The organism is Bifidobacterium crudilactis, assembly GCF_000738005.1.
GTDB lineage: Bacteria > Actinomycetota > Actinomycetes > Actinomycetales > Bifidobacteriaceae > Bombiscardovia > Bombiscardovia crudilactis.
Window position 1 is genome coordinate 164296 of the sequence record NZ_JHAL01000002.1, and the last position, 18838, is coordinate 183133.

At 58.3% G+C, this 18838-nt stretch carries 14 protein-coding genes and 1 tRNA gene; 9 read left to right on the plus strand and 6 right to left on the minus strand.

Annotation, left to right across the window (positions count from 1 at the left end; all coding sequences use genetic code 11):
• Positions 1 to 247: 247 nt before the first annotated feature.
• A tRNA-Ser gene (locus DB51_RS02950) sits at positions 248 to 333 on the plus strand.
• A gap of 313 nt (positions 334 to 646) precedes the next feature.
• Positions 647 to 1624 carry an Abi family protein gene (locus DB51_RS02955; protein WP_162174613.1) on the plus strand — a complete coding sequence of 326 codons (978 nt, stop codon included), beginning with the start codon at positions 647 to 649 and terminating at the stop codon, positions 1622 to 1624.
• A gap of 150 nt (positions 1625 to 1774) precedes the next feature.
• Here the strand turns inward: DB51_RS02955 and DB51_RS02960 are convergent, their stop codons facing one another.
• Positions 1775 to 2758, minus strand: a complete 984-nt coding sequence (locus DB51_RS02960; protein WP_034251613.1) for a hypothetical protein — start codon at positions 2756 to 2758, stop codon at positions 1775 to 1777.
• A 78-nt stretch (positions 2759 to 2836) separates the two neighbouring features.
• On the opposite strand from DB51_RS02960, the gene nusA reads away from it, so the two are divergent.
• The 5 genes from nusA (at position 2837) to ribF (ending at position 10572) form a co-directional block, all read left to right on the plus strand.
• Complete coding sequence (gene nusA, locus DB51_RS02965) at positions 2837 to 3973, plus strand: transcription termination factor NusA (protein ID WP_051867445.1); 1137 nt, start codon at positions 2837 to 2839, stop codon at positions 3971 to 3973.
• A 207-nt stretch (positions 3974 to 4180) separates the two neighbouring features.
• Positions 4181 to 7087, plus strand: a complete 2907-nt coding sequence (infB, locus tag DB51_RS02970) for a translation initiation factor IF-2 (protein ID WP_034251616.1) — start codon at positions 4181 to 4183, stop codon at positions 7085 to 7087.
• Between the two features lie 306 nt (positions 7088 to 7393).
• On the plus strand, positions 7394 to 8008 hold the full coding sequence (gene rbfA, locus DB51_RS02975; protein WP_084674525.1) for a 30S ribosome-binding factor RbfA: 615 nt from the start codon (positions 7394 to 7396) through the stop codon (positions 8006 to 8008).
• Positions 7998 to 9065 (plus strand): tRNA pseudouridine(55) synthase TruB, encoded by a 1068-nt coding sequence (truB, locus tag DB51_RS02980; protein ID WP_034251619.1) that lies wholly within the window; start codon positions 7998 to 8000, stop codon positions 9063 to 9065. The genes rbfA and truB overlap by 11 nt, the downstream gene beginning before the upstream one ends.
• Before the next feature lie 265 nt (positions 9066 to 9330).
• Complete coding sequence (gene ribF, locus DB51_RS02985) at positions 9331 to 10572, plus strand: bifunctional riboflavin kinase/FMN adenylyltransferase (RefSeq protein WP_034251622.1); 1242 nt, start codon at positions 9331 to 9333, stop codon at positions 10570 to 10572.
• 176 nt (positions 10573 to 10748) lie between these two features.
• Here ribF and radA read toward each other — a convergent pair whose 3' ends face one another.
• The gene (gene radA, locus DB51_RS02990; RefSeq protein ID WP_034251625.1) at positions 10749 to 12182 is read right to left on the minus strand and encodes a DNA repair protein RadA; all 1434 of its coding nucleotides are present in this window, start codon (positions 12180 to 12182) and stop codon (positions 10749 to 10751) included.
• Positions 12183 to 12289: 107 nt separating this feature from the next.
• Here radA and DB51_RS02995 point away from each other — a divergent pair, with 107 nt between their 5' ends.
• Together DB51_RS02995 and DB51_RS09985 are read left to right on the plus strand one after the other, a co-directional pair.
• Positions 12290 to 12901, plus strand: coding sequence for a hypothetical protein (locus DB51_RS02995; protein WP_034251627.1), 612 nt, complete (start codon positions 12290 to 12292; stop codon positions 12899 to 12901).
• A gap of 64 nt (positions 12902 to 12965) precedes the next feature.
• Positions 12966 to 13055: a 30S ribosomal protein bS22 gene (locus DB51_RS09985; RefSeq protein WP_003817716.1), complete on the plus strand. Its 90-nt coding sequence runs from the start codon at positions 12966 to 12968 to the stop codon at positions 13053 to 13055.
• A 341-nt stretch (positions 13056 to 13396) separates the two neighbouring features.
• On the opposite strand, the gene rpiA is transcribed toward DB51_RS09985, so the two are convergent.
• From rpiA to DB51_RS03015, 4 genes are all read right to left on the minus strand, one after another.
• A complete protein-coding gene (gene rpiA / locus DB51_RS03000; RefSeq protein WP_034251630.1) occupies positions 13397 to 14095 on the minus strand; it encodes a ribose-5-phosphate isomerase RpiA in 699 nt (232 codons plus the stop codon).
• A 171-nt stretch (positions 14096 to 14266) separates the two neighbouring features.
• Positions 14267 to 15424: a ribonuclease H family protein gene (locus tag DB51_RS03005; RefSeq protein WP_084674526.1), complete on the minus strand. Its 1158-nt coding sequence runs from the start codon at positions 15422 to 15424 to the stop codon at positions 14267 to 14269.
• Positions 15425 to 15622: 198 nt separating this feature from the next.
• Positions 15623 to 17299: a phosphoglucomutase (alpha-D-glucose-1,6-bisphosphate-dependent) gene (gene pgm / locus DB51_RS03010; RefSeq protein WP_034251632.1), complete on the minus strand. Its 1677-nt coding sequence runs from the start codon at positions 17297 to 17299 to the stop codon at positions 15623 to 15625.
• A 291-nt stretch (positions 17300 to 17590) separates the two neighbouring features.
• Entirely contained in the window at positions 17591 to 18685 is a 1095-nt protein-coding gene (locus tag DB51_RS03015) for a diacylglycerol/lipid kinase family protein (RefSeq protein ID WP_156958207.1), read from the minus strand.
• Positions 18686 to 18838 lie beyond the last annotated feature (153 nt).

The window sequence follows — 18838 nt, forward strand, 5'->3', positions numbered from 1 at the left end:
TCTTCATCTCTCGATACACGAAACTGTGCGGTATGGCATGTGCAGCGTGTGTTTTCGGCGTGTCACGTGCCATACTGCACAGTTTCGCGCCTCTAGGGGCGGAGATGCAAGGATGCTGTGTGTCGGGTGCCGTCGGTGTCGTAATGCTGTGGCATAATGGACAAGTTGCTTTTCCGAGGGTTGCTCCACCTGGCCGCTGTATGGCGGTTACGGTGTTCAGGAGTGAATGATTTCGGTAGGCGACGATGGTTGAGTGTCCGAGCGGTCTAAGGAGCACGCCTCGAAAGCGTGTGAGGGTAACACCCTCCGAGAGTTCGAATCTCTCCTCAACCGCAGACAAGGCTCCGGGTCCGCGCCCGGGGCCTTTTTCGTTGGAAAGGGCGAATGAGATAACTGCACTAAAAGGACAGCTTTACAGAGGAACTATCAACAAAAAGCTGTCCTTTTAGTGCAGTTATCTCCTACGACGCTGTGATACTGTGAAACGGAGAGCTTCCCAAAGGTGTCCTATACCCTAGGACTCGTTGAACGGTCGTCAGAGCGTTCGGCAACCATTGGGTGCCAGGCTACCGGCTTCGTGCTCGGTAGCCTTTCCTATAGGGAACGGGATGCGGCCATGAACGACGGGGTCATGAACAACGGGGTCATGAACGATGCGTCAGACCCCATGGTTGGCGACATTACGCGTGATGACGCAGCTACCATCCCATCAGAGCCCTCCGGCACGGGGCTGCGAACGCGGCATATGAAGCCGCCTTTATCCCTGGCACAGCAGAGAGAGCGGCTGGCCTCGCACAACATCAGCTTTGACGGGTATACGGACCGCGAGGTAGAAGGTATCCTCGCTCGCATCAACTATTATCGGATCACCGGATACGCCTTGCAGTACCGCGTCAGGCCCGACCGCCATTGGTGCGAGGACGGCACCCAATTCGCTGACATCATGAGCATCTACCAGTTTGATGAGGAGCTGCGCTTTCTGCTGCTTCGCTACCTTGAGCCGGTTGAGGTCAAGCTGAGAGCGGTCGTCTCCCATGTGTTCACTGCGGCGCACTGCAGCGAAAGTCCGCACGACCAGCACACCAAAGCGGAGTTTTACTATCGCAAACGTGACGCGCTCGCCATCATCCAAGCGTACTCCCACGAGGACGAAAGGGACCAGAGCACTCCGTGGTCGCATAAGCATCCAAGGCATCGTGAGACGGCACCCTTGTGGGTGATGGTCGAAACCATGCCTTTCTCGCGGCTTGTCAGGTATTACCAGTGTTTGAAACGACAGGACAGACAGGCAGTGGCAAAGGAGTTCAACACTACGGCCGATAATCTGCAGAACGCCTTGCTGTGCATCGTGAGGCTTCGCAACAAAAGCGCACACGGGAATCGGATATACAACACCGTGAATCTCAGGAAGGCCAGACTGGTTCGCAGCGAGGTGAAACGACTTGTGGATGCACAGTCGGTTTTTGCCTATCTGATTCTTTTGGGCTGTTATCAGCCGACCTTGCATCAGCGCAGACGGTTCGCCACGGACTTCTGGGAGCTGCTGTCACGATACGACCCACACGTCGTGAGACCAGACTTGTTGGGAATTCCCGCCTCGGGAGGTCGGCATCTTCTCCGTTGACCCCATTGACTGACGCCAATGCGCGATAATCACCTACAGATTCTTCGTCAGAGAGATAACTGCACTAAAAGGACAGCTTTTCGGGAACAGTATTACCATATTGCTGTACTTTTAGCGCAGTTATCTCTTGACGAAGATTTGACGGTCCTGTCAGGACCTTGCGGGTGTCAGGACCGCTGCGCGGAATGCGGGGAATCCCAGGGCGAAAGCCGTCGCCGCGCGTGAGGCCGTTATGCGGGCCGCCACGGTCAGGGCCTGAATGCTGTCCTCTGCATTGCGGTTGCTCGATGATGCACTGGTGCTGGTGCTGGTGCTGTTGCTTGAACTTGAACTTGCGCTAGCACTCGGATCATCCCCGTCCGTATCGTTTTCACTTGAACTCCTGGTGGCGGTCATCGCTTCAACAATCGCCCTGGCGGTATCCATCTCAATCTGGCCACTGGTGGTAGTGCTCAACCCGGTTACGGGGTCGGTGATGGTGGCCGGATGCGCAAGCAGCTGCTGCACCGCATATACCTTCTCGCGAGGGTCTCTCGTCTCGGGGTGCAAGGAGACCAGAGACTGCGCAAGGGCTTTGTGATTATCGCTCAGCCGCAGAGAATCGCTCGAAGCGCCACTGCGCGACGCCAGCACTTCGATGCCGAACCCGGCGCGATCCTCCGCCAAGGCAATTGCGGACGCTTCAGACGATGAGAGATGACTGCCCGCAATCGCGTCCGAAGGCACGGCAGCAATGGCATCCGAGAACGGGGAAGTGCCTTCGATTCGACTCAGAGCGTACAAGGCCAAAGCGCTGTTCATCGAGCCCTCCGCAAAGCGACCCGTGCAATTGGCGGCCACCGCGATCCAATGTTCACTCGCGGAACGGCTTGCCTGAGACCGTTGCACGCTACTGATTGCAGTATCGAAGGCGACCCGATCCTGTTGCGCACCCTGATACGCCACTTCGCAAGGGCTGAGCTCGGTTTCCTGTTCGGCGCGTCCTTCGACCCTTGCCAGTGCCGAATCCGCAGGACTGCACGACGAGGTCACCAGGACGACCAATCCCACGAATCCAGCAATCACACCCCGTGCAATGCCGCGATGAGGTCGATGTGGAGCTGCGAGCTGAATGGAGTCCCATACTGTCTGCATGAATCGTTAGAGTAGTATGCGACGCAGACCATGCCGGTGGGATGTCCGGCACACAATAACTTCATAGGAGGTCTTGAAATGGAATTAGACCTGGCGGGCATGCACCAGTTGGTGGCAGAGCAGGGAATTGACGCAGAGACCTTGGATGGTGCGCTCGCAGAAGCGTTGCGTATGGCTTATCTTAAAACACCTCATGCGGCGAAGCACGCAAGAGTGGTGATTGACAACAGGGCAGGAAGCTTCACGGTCTGGGCTCGTGACGAGACCAGGCAGGAGCCCACCGAGGACGATCCGCACCCCATGCCGGAACTCGGCGAAGAATATGACGACACACCAAAGGACTTCGGGCGTCTTGCCGCCGCGACGGCACGTCAGGTCATCGGGCAGCTGTTCCGCAGCGCCGAGGACGAGAAGATTTTCGGTGCTTTCTCGGGGCAAAAAGGTCGTCTGATTACCGGCGTCGTTCAACAGGATGTGAACGACACGAACAACGTTCACGTATCCGTCGGCGAGGTGGAAGCCCTGCTTCCGCGTCGTGAGCAGGTGCCCGGCGAGCGTTACAAGCACGGTGAGCGTCTGCGCGTATACGTGGTCAATGTCGCCCGTGGACTGAAAGGGCCTGAAATCATCGTTTCGCGCTCTCACCCTGAGCTGGTGCGTCGTCTGTTCGAGCGTGAGGTTCCCGAGCTCGTTTCGGGGGCTGTGTCGATTATGGCCATCGCACGCGAGGCCGGAGCACGCAGCAAAATCGCCGTGCGGGCGAACGCCGATGGCGTGAATCCCAAGGGTGCGTTGATCGGCCCCGGTGGTGCAAGGGTTCGTGCGGTTATGGAGAACCTTGGTCCGGAGAAAATCGACATCGTCGATTGGTCGGCGGACCCGGCGACCTTCGTTGCCGCCGCTCTCTCGCCTGCAGTCGCGACCGAGGTGAATGTAATCAGCGAGAAGAACAAGACCGCAATCGCGTTCATCCATGACGACCAGCTCTCTCTGGCGATCGGTAAGGAAGGGCAGAATGCCCGTCTGTCGGCCAAGCTCACCGGTTGGAAGATTGGTATAGAGTCCGCGGAAGCGCATGCCAAGGCGCTTCAGGAGGCAGCTGCGAAGCAACCGGCGGAGCCGTCAGACGATGCCGATACAAGCGCGAAGGAACCGTCGACACCGGAAGCAACATCACCGGCTCCGACGTCTTCCTCTGAGAACGAAGCACGCTAGTCACACACATCCATAGACACGAGTATGCTTGAGACTCGGAATCCAAGCTTCAGTCAACTATGCCTGGAATACCAAACAGCATAAGAGCCGAAGCAAGGCACAGAGACGAGGTAACACGACCATGGTCGCACGATGAGACAGGATATGTTCGCCGTCACCGAAGAATGACTACGCCAACAATGCGCGTGGTCTGGATAGGAGAAATTGGTGCCCAAAGCACGCGTATACGAGTTAGCCAAGGAACTTGGCGTAGATAGTAAGACCGTCCTTGAAAAGCTCAAGGACATGGGTGAGTTCGTGAAATCGGCCTCATCGACAGTTGAGGCTCCTGTGGTGCGCAAGCTGAAAAACGCTTTCCCACAGTCGCAGCCGAACGGTCAAAACGCATCCAAGCAGGATGCTCCCCACAGCACAGCACATTCCACAACGCACGGTACGACGCGTGGCGCAACCGCTTCACGCGAAGCACAGCATATGCCTCGTGACCCGCGCACTTCGGCGCCGGGCTCGGCCTCACCGCGTCCGCAAGGCGATGCACGTCCGACGGCTCCCTCAACCAAGAGTGCCGAACGTTCAGCCTCCAAGCCGCAGAATCAGAGCAAACCGGGTCAGCATACCGAAGCGACGGCTCAGTCGTCATCGGCTGCCCCGACTCCTCACGCGCCAAGGCCACAGCAGCACAATGAGCAAAGAAACCAGGATGCTCAACGACGTAATGCCCACGGACAGCAGTCCAGAGGACCGCGTCCAGGCGGAGCATCGAAACCGGCACCGCATAATCCTCGACAGCAGGGCGGCAACGGCAATGCGGCGACACCTCGCGGGCATGCCGCGGGTTCGCCCCGTCCAGGCAACAATCCCTTCAGCCGCCGTCAGGGCATGAGCACTCCGACCCCAGGTGATATTCCAAGGCCACACCCAATGGCACGCCCGACCGTCAACGACGGTCGTGGAGGTCGCGGTGGAAGGCCAGGAGCCAATGGTCGTCCGGGTCAGCGCGGAGGTCGTCCGGGTCAGGGCGGCGGTGCAAAGCCAGGGCAGTGGGGACACTCCCGTCCGGGTCAGAGCGGCGGCAACAACCAAGGCCATTCAGGTAACCGATTCGGAGCCGGTGCAGGAACCGGAGCACCTTCAGGCAACGGTCCAACAGGGGGTCGCCCAGGGCGCGGCCGCGGAGGCGCAGCAGGTGCTTTCGGACGTCAGGGAGGCAAATCCTCCAAGGCTCGTAAGAACCGTCTGGCGAAGCGTCATGATTTTGAGGAGATCAAAGCACCGGTCATCGGTGGTGTCCGCATCCCCGCAGGTAACGGTCAGACCGTGAAGCTGCGCCAGGGCGCGACGCTCTCCGATCTTGCCGAGAAGATCAACGTCAATCCTGCTGCACTGGTCACCGTGCTCTTCCACCTGGGAGAGATGGCGACAGCCACGCAGTCGCTGGATGAGGCGACCTTCCAGATCCTCGGCGAGGAAATCAACTGGAACATCAAGATCGTTTCGGCCGAAGAGGAAGACAAGGAGCTCCTTCAGGAGTTCGACATCAACCTTCAGGAAGAGGAGGACGGGCAGGAGGACGAGAACCTCAAGCCACGTCCGCCAGTGGTCACGGTCATGGGCCATGTCGATCACGGTAAGACCCGACTGCTCGACACGATTCGCAAGACGAACACTTCGGCGCATGAGGCCGGTGGCATCACCCAGCGCATCGGCGCTTACCAGGTCAGCGTGGAGCACGAGGGCTCGGAGCGTAAGCTCACCTTCCTCGATACCCCTGGGCACGAAGCCTTCACCGCCATGCGTGCGCGTGGTGCCGAACTTACGGACATCGCGATTCTGGTGGTCGCGGCGGATGACGGCGTGATGCCGCAGACCGTTGAAGCCATCAACCACTCGCAGGCCGCAGGCGTGCCTATCGTGGTCGCTGTCAACAAGATTGATGTGCCCGGTGCCAATCCGGAGAAGGTCCGTGGTCAGCTCACGGAATTCGGTCTGGTTCCCGAGGAATACGGTGGCGACACCATGTTCGTGGATATTTCCGCCAAGCTCGGCACCAACGTGGACAAGCTTCTCGAAGCTGTGCTGCTGACCGCCGATGCCGCGCTCGATCTGCGGGCGAACCCCGACATGGATGCGCGAGGCGCGACGGTCGAGGCACGACTGGACAAGGGTCGTGGAGCCGTGGCGACTGTGCTCGTCCAGCAGGGAACCCTGCACGTCGGCGATGCCATCGTGGCCGGAACCTCATACGGACGTGTTCGTGCCATGCTCGACGAGAACAGCAAGCAGATGAATGAGGCAAAGCCTTCGACACCTGTTGCCGTGCTCGGTCTGACTTCGGTGCCCACAGCAGGAGATCTGTTCCTCGTGGCGCCGGATGACCGCACCGCCCGTCAGATCGCCGAAAAGCGTCAGGCCACAGAACGCGCAGCATTGCTGGCCAAGCGTCGCAAGGTCGTCTCCTTGGAAAGCCTCAAGGAGCAGTTCGCCAAGTCCGAGATCGACATGCTCAACATCGTCATCAAGGGCGAATCCTCCGGTTCCGTCGAGGCGCTGGAAGATTCCCTGATGAAGATCGAGGTCGCCGACGAGGTCGGTATCCAGGTCATTCACCGCGGTGTCGGTGCCATCACGCAGAACGATGTCAACTTGGCCACGGTCGACAAGGCCGTCATCATCGGCTTCAATGTGCGCCCGAACCGTCAGGTCCAGGAGCTCGCCGATCGCGAAGGCGTGGAGATCAAGTACTACTCGGTCATCTACAATGCCATCGAGGATGTTGAGGCATCGCTCAAGGGTATGCTCAAGCCTGAGTATGAAGAGGTCACCACCTCCCATTCGGAGATTCGTGAAATCTTCCGTTCCTCCAAGTTCGGCAACATCGCGGGCGTCAAGGTCGAGGATGGTACGGTCAAGCGCGGCACCAAGGCACGCATCATGCGTGACGGTGTGGTCACCGTCAACGATCTTGAGATATCCTCGCTTCGTCGTTTCAAGGATGACGTCAACGAAATCAAGGAAGGCTACGAGGCTGGTATCAACCTCGGTTCCTTCAACGACATTCAGATTGGCGACATCATCGAGACCTTCGAGATGCAGGAAGTCGAACGCAAGGCCTGAACCGGTCCGGTGATCGTCTAACAGTCTCATGTAAGAGACGATAACTGCACTAAAAGGACAGCAATCTGGTAATGATTTCTCCTGAAAGCTGTCCTTTTAGTGCAGTTATCGTTTTGGGGCCTTAAGGGATTGTTGAGCCGGCAAGGCGATTTCATGGATGGACCATGGGAATTCCGGGCATCCAGTTCGGCGAGACTCGGCGATACTTGGAGTATGAACAACAATCCCTACGCAAAGGTCATCGACGCGAGCTGAACGTGCATGAATATGGATACAATGGCGGTCAGCTAATGAAGGATGGAACTTATGGCAGGAACAAACCCCCGCGCGGTACGCATTGCCGCGCTGATACAACGCGTGATCGCATCATCGGTCGAAGGGCATCTGCATGATGCACGCCTGAGCAATGTGACGATTACGGAGGTACGCGTCACCAACGATCTGCAAATCGCCAACGTGTATTGGACGCAGCTCGGTAGGGAAGGTCACGAAGAGGGAGAGCGCAAACGCGCTCAGCAGGCCCTGAACCAGGCCAGAGGAAGGTTGCGCACGCTTGTCGGTTCGAAGGCCGGTCTCCGCTTGACGCCGCAACTGCGCTTCATCTATGACGAAGTGCCAGGAGAGGCGACCGAAATCGAAGACATTCTCACGGTCACCAGACGCAGGGATGCCGAATTGGCCCGTCTGCGCGAGAACGCCAGCTTCGCGGGCGAAGCCGACCCGTACAGGCATGACGATGGCCCCGAGCAGGAAAGCCAGGCAGCTGACAGTGATTTCGCTGAAGATGCCGATGATGCTGCTCACAGCGAGCCTGCCGATATCGCCGACAACCTCCAACAATCTGGACAAGACAGCGCTTCGCGGTCAGAAGACCAGGAGGCATCGTCTTCCGACGCGGGCCACGGTACCGATGGGAAATAGCGCCGCACCGAAGTCGGGCGTATTCATCGCGGACAAGCCCCAAGGTGTGACGAGTCACGACGTAGTCGCGGCATTCCGCGCCGCGCTGCACATGAAGCGCGTCGGCCATGCCGGCACGCTCGACCCTATGGCGACCGGTGTGCTCATCGTTGGCTTCGGTCATGCCACACGGCTGTTGAACTACATCAGCGGTCATGACAAAAGCTACCGCGCGACGATACGGCTCGGCATCGGGACCACAACCGATGATGCCGAGGGGGAGTACCGCGAGTATGACGGAGCCCGAACGGATGGGGAGGCTGCTCGGGAAACATCCTCGCCCTTGACGGTATCCGACCTCACGCTTACCCGTCTCGACGACCTCGTTCAGCGCCATCTCACCGGAGAGATAGAGCAGGTGCCCAGCTCGTATTCTGCGGTGAAGGTGCATGGGGTGAAGGCCTATGACCTCGCCAGAGCGGGACAACCGGTCGAATTGAAGGCGCGTACCGTCGTCATCAGTTCATTCGTGCTCAGTAACCTTCGAAGCTCGCAGCTCGTGCTCCAGGATGGCTCGCACCGTGACGTGGTGGATGTCGATGCTGAAGTGAGCTGTTCCAGCGGGACCTATATCCGTGCTTTGGCACGCGACCTGGGCGCGATGCTGGGTGCTGGAGGCCACTTGACAAGCTTGCGTCGCACGCGCATAGGCGCCTTCGACCTTGCCGACCCTCGAATCTGCCAGAGTGCTCGTTCCCTCACCTGCGGAGAGAAAACCTTCACGAACAGGCAGGGAGAGACGGTGACGAAGCACCGTGCGATGTTCCCGAGTACGGAGAATCTGTGGGATGACGCCTTCGATGAGGTGGAGGCTGCCCGCCTGTCGATGCCGTGCGTGGAGATTTCCGAAGAGCAGGCGCAGGATTGCCGGTATGGCAGAAGCATCGCCGTCGGTGTGGAATCCGCCACTGCGGCCATCGAAACCCTGGATGATGGGAGCCAGCGTCTGTGCGCGATTCTGGAATCCGAGAAGACGGGGCAGTCCCATCCGGTCGCAGTGTTTCCGCTCGAGGATTAGCTTTTCGTCCGGCGGTAGATTCAGCGGTAGATTCAGCATGGTGCGTATGTTCTGAGACTGTGCAAACAAGCATGCTCGGCGTGGTAAAACCACGGCTAGACGTGCCTGATTGCACAGTTTTGTGAATGGGCTATTCCACTTTGCGCTTCTCGTTGCTTCCCCTCATGGAATGCGATTACAGTAGTCCGGGGTGGTTTCGCAATCGCGGATACGCGCTCTGTCTGGAATGCCTGGACAGTGAACACATGATTACGGATGGTATTGGATGAAGATCAGCAGACTTGTTCCTGATGACAGCGGCATCGTCACATGGCCCACGCTTAGCGTTTCCAAGAAATCGGTCGTCACTGTCGGCGTGTTCGACGGGATGCATCTGGGCCATCAGGCCTTGCTGAAGCGTGTCAAGACCTTGGCGGCGGAGCAGGATGCGTTTTCGGTGGTTATCATGTTCGACCCGCGCCCTGGCGTGATACATCAATACGCCTTAAGCCATGACGGTGCCGAGCCCAGGAAGGGGGAGTCGCTGGAGGACCCTCTCGAATTGATGGGAATCGACGAACGGGTCAGACTCATGCGGCAGATTGGCATAGACCAGGTGTTCATCATAGGGTACAGTCTGGCTTTTGCCGCGAAATCGTACCGTTTCTTCCTCGGGCAACTCGTCGGCAAACTTGGTATGCGTACCTTGGTGTTGGGCGCTGATGCGGCGATGGGAGCCGGTCGGGCCGGAGATGTGAAATCCATACAGACGCTTGCCGAAGCCACGGGAGTCTTCGAACTCGATGTGATGGATGATCTTGGTCCCGGATACACGCGGGTTCCTGCTCGCATAGTATCTCAACAGCCGAAGGAAGAGGGAGAACCGACCGACCCGACAGCGACGATGACGAAGGCGGAGCTGCGAGCCTGGAGCAAGGCGCACAACGCGCGCAGGCTCCGCGTCTGGAGTTCGACGAATGTGCGGTATCTGCTGTCCCAGGGCAGGATAGCGGATGCGAACGCCATTCTGGGGCATGTGCACAGCATCGACGGTATGGTGGTTCATGGTGAGCAGCGCGGACGGACCCTGGGTTTCCCGACCGCGAATATGGATGTGAACACGGAAGGATACGTTCCTGCGGACGGCGTGTACGCGGGATGGCTGGTCGATTTGGGGGAGAAGGCCGAGACCTCCACGGACGGTGAAGATACGAGCGGAGTTTCCGCCGCCCCCAGCGTCGAAGCCCGAGTGGCGAAGGGGTCGCCGTGGCGATGGCCTGCGGCAATTTCCATAGGTACGAAGGAAACCTATGTTGAGCAGACAGGGCTGAACCAGCGCGTTGTGGAATCGTATGCCGTGAATGATGAATGGCTCGATTTGTATGGGCATGAGCTCCGTGTCGAATTCGAGGCTTTTCTCCGGCCTCAGCGACGATTCGATTCCTCGGAGGAACTGGTCGAGCAGCTTCATAAGGATGTGCAGAGCACCAAGGAACTGACGAGTGACGAGGGTGACGCCGCAGAGTGATTATGCCGTAAATGGCTAAGATTGAGGTCGCTGCAGACTTTGGAGTTCGATAACTGCATCACAAGCACAGCAATTGGGCGAGAATTCTCGTGAAAGCTGTCCTTGTGATGTAGGTACCGTATCAGGTGGCCCCTTGCCCGTGAAAATGCGAAGAGCCCGGAATCCCTGCGGGAATCCTACCGTTGAATGCCGAGTGCATTGAGGGCCTGACGGAGGGAATCGACCTCAACCAGTTTGATATTCGGCACATGCAGGGTGTTGCCCTTGTTGCGCGACTGAGTATTGTGCGCCGCAGAACTCCTCCTCGGTTTCGGCACCACCGCCGTGGTGAATCCGAGACGCGCGGCCTCCCTCAAACGTTGCTCCAGCCTTGGAGCCGGCCGGACCTGTCCGGTGAGGGAGATTTCCCCGATTGCACACGTGTCCCGCGGTATCGTCGCGTTGACGGCGGCACTGGCCAATGCTGCGGCAATCGCCAGATCGCATGCGGGCTCTTTCGCCACGCCACCCGCGATGGTGGAGACATAGAGGTCATTGGCAAGAATCGGAACGTGCCCGTGCCTGTACAGCACGGCAACCAGCATCGCCAGGCGGTTGGCGTCGATGCCATTGACCGCCCGTCGCGGGGTCGGCAGCACGGAATTGGTGACCAGCGCCTGCACCTCGATGGGCAGGCTGCGGTGACCGTCAAGAGTGAAGGTGACGCAAGTGCCTTCGACCGGGGCATCATCCGTTGAAAGAAACAGACCGGCCGGATCGGTGACTTCCTCGATGCCTTCGCCGCTCATATCGAAGCATCCGACCTCGTCCGTCGGACCGAAGCGGTTCTTCACCGCTCTGAGCATGCGAAGCGCGGTCTGGGGGTCGCCCTCGAACTGACACACCACATCGACCAGATGTTCGAGTGTGCGAGGTCCGGCTATGGAACCGTCTTTGGTGACATGCCCGACCAGCATGACGGGGATATCTCGTGTTTTCGCCATATCGATGAGCGCGGAAGCCACCTCGCGGACCTGTGTGGAACCGCCGGGAATGCCATCGACGTCCTGTGAGGAAATGGTCTGAGCGGAGTCGACGATGACGAGTCTCGGCTGCTCTTGTTCGATAAGACCCAGAACGGTCGCGAGGTCGGTGGTTGAGGCAAGCAGCAATTCCTCAGTGACGGCGTCGACTCGAGTCGCCCGCATACGTACCTGCGACTGCGATTCCTCGCCGGATACGTAGAGCACGTCCCCCTTGTGCTCTTTTGCCACACGACCGGCGCTTTCAAGCAGCAGGGTAGATTTTCCGATGCCCGGTTCTCCTGCCACGAGAATCACCGACCCCGGGATGATGCCACCGCCGAGCACGCGGTCGAACTCCTCGAAACCGGTGGCGATGCGCGTGACGTGCTCGGAGCCCACTTTGGTGATGGGTGTCGCCACGCCTGCGGATGCGGCGGCCTTCGTCCTGACGGAGCCATTGCCCGAAGCGCTGTTGTACGAGTTCGGTCGTGCCTCGTGGAACTCCTCGATTGTGCCCCACTCACCGCATTGGGGGCAGCGCCCGAACCATTTGACTCCACTCCACCCACATTCGGTGCAGACGTACTGTGTGCCGCTTTTTGCCATAACTGCACGCTATAGCCGTTAAGGGACAACAGGCATTTCGCTGAGCTGACAATACGCCGACGTCTTGGGATGTGGCGAGCGTCTGATGGCTGTGAGACAATCACAGCATGGCGCAAACTCAATCCACAAGCTCTCACCGCAGACTTGTCGCAGTTGTTACGGCGATTGCCGTGGTGATTATTTTGGTATTACTCAGTGCATTCGTATGGCCGCGTTGGGCCGTCAAATCCTCCGATGAGTCGGCATCGTCGCCGTCCCAGAGTCAGACTTCAAAAGCGGCGACCCCAACGGTTTCCGCCGCTGCGTTGCCGACCGATGCCTCGACGCTGTTGAAGACGATGCCTGATTCGGTGCAGAACTTCGCCCGTATCAAGGCCGATGCAGCGACGGATTGGAGCTCGGCGAATCCCATCGAGGAATACACCGTCGTGTACTCCACAGGTGACAGTGCAAAGGATGTCACTCTCAAGGTCGCCCAGTGGTCTACCGCGGATGATGCCAAGAAACAGTATGACGCACTTGCGGCGACGCTCACCGGTGAGGAACTCGGCTCGGGGAACGTCAAGGTATCCGGCAGCACAACAGGAAGCTACGTGGTGAAAACCGACGCGGCGGATTCGAATAAGGCCTCTGCTTTGTGGCAGAACGGTACCGTGGTGCTGCAGGCTTCCGGTGAAAAGACCGCCGTGCAACAGTTCTATAAGCAGTTCCCTCTCTAATCGTCGCCTGAGCGGTGTACTATTGGGCAAGTTGCAATCTTTCAAGTAAGGAACGGAGGCTCGGATGGGTTCGGTCATCAAGAAGCGCCGCAAGCGTATGAGTAAGAAGAAGCATCGCAAAATGCTGCGTAAGACTCGTCACCAGCGCAAGTAGAGTTATTACTCTTATACGCATGAATCCCGGCCACATCGTGTATCGTGGCCGGGATTCATGCGTTCTGATGCCGATTTGGTCCTCTGAAACCAGAGTCTCTACGTTTGTGTAGGGATTTCAACGTAGAGACGGGGCATGCCAATAGTTGGAACCTTGCAATACCAAGCCTGTTGACGGCACCCGAACGGCGTCTACTTGAGGTCTTAGGAATAATCCCTACACAAACGCATTTACCTGCACATCAGATGTCTGAAACCGAAATAGGGTGTGGGCAGACATTCGACGTGTCTGCCCACACCCTATTCCACGAATGCTTGCCGCCCGGAATCAGCGGCGATGCCTCACTTGTTCGAATTGGTGAGAATACGAGGCCCGTTCGGGTCGCCTACGATAACCGTATTCACCATGTTGAGGAACAATCCATGCTCGACGACGCCGACGGTGTTGATGAGATCCTGTGCAAGCTCTTCGGGATGCTCGATGCGCTCCAGATGCAGGTCGACCACGTAGTTCTTCTCATCCGTGCGCACGGGCTGGCCCTGAGCGTCCAGACGCAGCACGGGCTTGTATCCCTTGGATTCGAAGAGTTTGACCACATGTCCGGCACCGAAGGGTATGACCTCGACGGGGAGCGGGAAAGCGCCGATGGTGTCGACGACCTTGGATTCATCCACAATCCACACGATCTTCGAGGAATTGGTGGCGACGATTTTCTCCCAGAGCAGTGCGGCGCCACCGCCCTTGATGCCGTTGAAATCCTTGTCCACCTCGTCGGCTCCGTCAACCGTGACATCAATGCGGTCGACATCGTCCACATCGACAATCTTGATTCCGTAGCCTTCGGCCTGTTCCTTGGTGCGTACGGATGTGGTCACGCCGGTGAATTCCAGTCCTTCTTCCTGAACTCTGCGGCCAAGCTCATCAACGAAGAAGCGCACGGTCGAGCCAGTGCCCAATCCTGCAATCATGCCCGGCTCGATAAGCTTCGCGGCCTCGATGCCCGCCGCCTTCTTCAATGCGTCCTGTTGTGCCTTATCCATATCTGTTCTCCTTGACCGCGATGACTTGTATCGTCATATGAACTGCATTGTCATATAGTCATAACAATAGTCATCATCGCTGTTAGATGTACCTATCTCAAATGTAAATTCTATTCAGTTTCTCTGATGGATATCACTGCCATTGTCGCAATGACATGCCGTTCAGGGAAACTATGCGTTTTGCTGCCCGTTTGCGCTGAACCAGTCCATGGTGAATACGGCGTCCTCCAGATCGACGTACCCATCGTTGTCAATCCGAGTGTCGACGTGCAGGGTTCCTGAAACATGAAGAGAGGCATCCGCATATCGGCCGTTCGAGGACGGGGGAGGGGTGAGGCGGATGCGCCCTGAAGCGTGTAAGCGTGGCTTACGGCGGTTCTCCGAAGATACTGTGGTCTGCTCAGGGTTCGGAGCTGAATGCTTACCAAGTCCCGATGCCTCTGTCTCAGGGTGACTCTGCGTGACAGGAGCGTTCACATGGGGAAGGGGTGCGTCGTCATGGTCGTCACGGGGTGCGGACTCAGAAGGTGTCGCTTCGGAGTGCGGACTCGTCTGTGTCTCGGTATCCGAAGACGTCGGCAGCGTCGATTGTTCGGAAAGGCCGTTCTGCATGGGAGCGTCGTCTCCGGAGCCGACCGTATTCTCTGCAGAAAGGTCGTCTGCGACGACGGTGGAGTGGCTGACGGCATCGGAAGCACTATGCGGGGCTTTGCCCGCCAGAATGAGTTTGACATCATCCGGGATGTCGGCGCGGGTCGCGTAGGGCGATTCCAACAGCGATTGCCAACCCTCAATCGGCAGATATCCGGACTCTTTGCCTTCGCCGATATGCGTGGCGTACCCATGCGCAAGGTCATCGACCTTTTCGTTGAATTCGTTGCCTGCATGGCCCTTGACCCACTTGAACTTCACTGAGCCTGAACGTCCCGAGAGTTCGGCGTCGATTGCCTTTATCAGCGGAGCGTTCTTCACGCTTTGCTTTTTGGCGTTCTTCCAGCCGTTCTTCTTCCAGCCGTGAACCCATTTGGTCGAGCAGTTGATTGCATATTGCGAGTCGCTTTCGATGATGAGATCCTGCGGTCCCGGATGCGCCCTCAACGCCTGCAGGACGGCACAGAGTTCACCAATCTGATTCGTGCCGTTGCTGGCGCCTCCGGCGTCATGACGTCCGCCGCGATGGTCGACCCAGCCCCAGCCCATTGGCCCATTCGGGTTCCCCAGGGCGCTGCCATCCGTGGAGACGACCAGGGGGGAATCCGAATGGGCCCTTCGCGACCCGTTGGGGGTCTCTACAGTGTCCGTGTTGGTGTGCTTGACGGGTTCTCCCATTTTCTCCAAACTTCCTCATCAATCTTGGCGAACGGCATTCTGAACGAACCGCACTGGCAATGCCAGAGGCGTCTGGCAAGAGCTGCGGCTTTGCACCGTTGAGTACGCGAAAGGCTTGTCCTGTACTTTTCAAAGCGTGGTGATACTAGCTTCGAGGATGCACAAGACAAGCCTCACGGTATTCGCACGAGGGTGGAATCAGCCCTCAAGAGCCTTGTCCACGACCTGGGTGGCTTCCTCAAGCACCGTGTCGAGCGCTTCAGGTGAAGTGAAGGATTCCGCGTACACCTTATAGATGTTCTCGGTTCCCGAAGGCCGTGCCGCAAACCAGTTGTCCTTCGTGGTGACCTTCAACCCGCCGATTTTGGCGTGATTGCCTGGAGCTTCGGTGAGCTTCGCCGTGATGTCCTCGCCTGCAAGCGTCGAAGCGGTGACATCGTCGCCTGAGAGCTTGGAGAACTTCTGCTTCTGCTCGAGCGTGGTTGGTGTGTCGACACGCTTGTACCAGCTCTCTCCGAAGCGGTCGACCTGTTCCTGGTGGAGCTGGGAGGGATTCTTGCCGGTCTTCGCGGTTATCTCCGCGGCGAGGAGGTCCGGAATCAGACCATCCTTGTCGGTCGTCCACACGTGGCCGTCCTTGCGCAGGAAGCTCATGCCGGAGCTCTCTTCGCCGCCGAAGGCGACCTCTCCGCTGAAGAGCGGGTCCACGAACCACTTGAAGCCTACAGGAACCTCCACGAGCTTGGCGCCGATGGAAGCGGCCACTCGGTCGATCAGCGAGCTGGAGACCAGGGTCTTGCCGATGCCTGCGCCCTCAGGCCAACCCGGACGGTTGCCTGAGAAGAGGTATTCCACGCATACGGCGATGTAGTGGTTGGGATTCATCACGCCTGTGCCTGGGCATACGATGCCGTGACGGTCGGCGTCGGGGTCGGTGCCGCCGACGAGGTCGTACTTGTCCCAAGCCCCTGCGTTCAGACGGTCCACAAGACCTTTCATCGCGTACGGCGAGCTTGGGTCGATGCGAATCTTCCCGTCATGGTCGATGGTCATGAAGCGCCATGTCGGGTCGGTGTCTGGATTGATGACGCCGATGTTCAGGCCATACTTCTCGTTCATCAGGGACCAGTAGTGCACGCTGGCACCGCCGAGCGGGTCGATGCCCAGACGCACGCCCGAGGAGCGAATCAGGTCGAAGTCGATGACGTTGGCGAGGTCGGAGACGTAGTGTTCACGATAATCGAAGCGTTCCACGAGCTCTGATTTGACCGCCTGCTCGAAGGGGATACGTTTGACCGACTTGTAGCCGTCGAGCAACTCGTTCGCGCGGGTGGCTATGGCATTGGTGGTCTCTTCTGGCGCAGGGCCGCCTGTCGGCGGATCGTACTTGAAGCCGCCATCGGTGGGAGGGTTGTGCGAAGGTGTCACCACGATGCCGTCAGCGAGGTCTGCACCAGAGAAACGCTGTGTGCCGTCGGCGGCGCGGTTGTGCGTCAGGATGGCCTGCGAAATCGTCGGGGTAGGGGTGAAGTCGTCGTTGGCGTCGATGCGCACTCGCACGCCGTTGGCGACCAGAACCTCGACCGCCGTCTTCCATGCGGGGAGGCTGAGCGCATGCGTGTCGCGGCCGATGTACAGAGGTCCGGTGATGCCTGCGGCCTTGCGGTGCTCGGCGATCGCCTGAGAGATGGCTACGATGTGGGCCTCATTGAATGAAGTCTTGAGGCTGGAACCTCGGTGACCGGACGTGCCGAAAATCACACGTTGTGCGGCAACCGCGGAGTCGGGGACGGCATCGTAATACTTCCCGATGACGTCATCGACGTTGATCAGATCTTCCGGGGTGGCGGGCATTCCCGCATTGTTAGCAACCATAGTTCATATGATGCCACAGTTAAAAGACAACAAAAAATCACGCAAGCTCACGAAAACTCACATTCTTACACATTCCCGAACGTTGTCCTCGGAGCATCTGCCACACCTCTGCAACCGGGCTGATGCAGCGTACATCGGAGAGCGAACCCAAGGGTAGGAGCGAAGAGCGAGCCAAGGGTTGCAGACCCGGCCGCGAGGCCGTCTGCAAGATGGACGAGGTTCACGGTAAACGGGTCTCGGAGCGGATTCGGGAGGTGCCTATAACGATATGGACGCAGATCCCCCGCAGCTTCAGGACATGTCCTTCTTCGGCACGCGTACGCATAGTGCTCTTGGCTCGATGGTGATCTCGATATGTCTGGTTTCACCCAGCACATCACCGTCAACCTGTGCGGGTGAGGGTTTCTCCAGACGCAATTCTGCCTTGGGGCCCTGCATCTGTTCGATGGTGGAATTTGTGGAGAGGGGGCTCTGCTGCGCTTTGCCGGTGATGGTCTGATGAACCACGTCTCCGAACAGGTTCGCCCAGCCGATAAGGCCGCCTGAAGTGTCGATAATCTCGAAATCGAGCATGCCGTCGTCGAACGAGGCTTCGGGCATCAGAGAGAAGCCCGGTATCTCGCCGCAATTGCCGGCCATGAAGGTTCTGAACGCCAACTCAGCAACCTCGTGGGTGTGTCCCTTATCGTCGGTCAAGGTCAGCGAAGCCTTGAATTTCGGGGCGAACAGGTGCTTCACGCCACTGACGAAGTACGCAAGCCAACTGATGTTCTTCTTCAGCGTCGGATCGGTATCGTCTATCATCAGCGCGTCGAAACCGATTCCGGCGATAATCAGAAAACCATGTTTGCGGTCAGGCTCATCCGAATCAAGCAGGGCCACGCGTCCCATGTCGATTTGCCTGGACCCGTGGGAAGTGGCCACACCCAGGGCGGCGTCGATGTCGTCAACGGGAATACCCACATTGCGGGCAAAAAGGTTGCCGGTGCCGATTGGAATGATGCCCAAAGCATGGTCGGTCGAAGCCAGAGCGCTCGCCACGGTGCGGACCGTGCCGTCGCCTCCCACGGCGACGACCACGCCTGCTCCTTGTGCCAAAGCTTCCTTGGCGCATTCCGAACCGTCTTTTTCCAGTGTGGTTTCGATGAACTGAATGTCATCAATGCCTTTGTTCTTGCAATACGCGATGATGTGCTCTTTGAGCTCGCCGGCACGTGGTTTTGAAGGATTGATGATGAAGGCGTACTTCACATGATCCTGATCGCGTCGCGACACATGCAGGCTTCGCTGCTGACGTTTCTGGTGACGCAGCAGCAACACGATTCCGGCCAAGACGATAATCACGAGAAGGCTGACGCTGAGGACCACAATCGCTGAAGTTGGCATGATACCCATTGTGAGGTGAGTGGCATGCCCGTGGGGTCCGCGACGGTAAATTCGAACCAATCCTGCACGATTTAGCGCCAACCCGTAGCCAGTTACCGTAATTCCTGTTCTTGATGTGTGCGCTCGAGCGTCGCGCAATCGCCGGAGCGATTG